Here is a 363-nt window from a genome sequence, read left to right on the forward strand (position 1 = left end):
GTAAGAAAGAATGCCCTCTTGAGGGAATGCAACGATCTGGATGTCGACCCATTCTTCCATCTCTTCACGCACTTCAACCATCGCTTTTAGCGCGACTAACGTTGGGTCAGACACGTCTACGTGAGTACGAACGTATTGTACACCGTTGGCAATTTGCCATTTCAAAGTTTGCTTCGCACGTGACTTAACATCTTCAATTGAAAGCAGTTCTTTACGCTCAGCCCAACGCTCAATACCTTCAAACAAGGTACCAGAGATATTCCAGTTAGGCTCACCAGCTGTTTGAGTTGTGTCTAGGTGAATGTGCGGTTCACAGAAAGGAGAAACCGCAATGCCGCCTTGTGCATCAAGAGTTTCGCCCTG

Annotated in this window: 1 protein-coding gene; it reads right to left on the reverse strand. The window is 47.1% G+C overall.

Annotation, left to right across the window (positions count from 1 at the left end; genetic code table 11):
- A partial coding sequence (locus A3712_RS06340) for an amidohydrolase family protein (RefSeq protein ID WP_157618710.1) occupies nt 1-363 on the reverse strand: 363 nt, incomplete at both ends.

This window comes from Vibrio sp. HI00D65 (genome assembly GCF_001635455.1).
GTDB lineage: Bacteria > Pseudomonadota > Gammaproteobacteria > Enterobacterales > Vibrionaceae > Vibrio.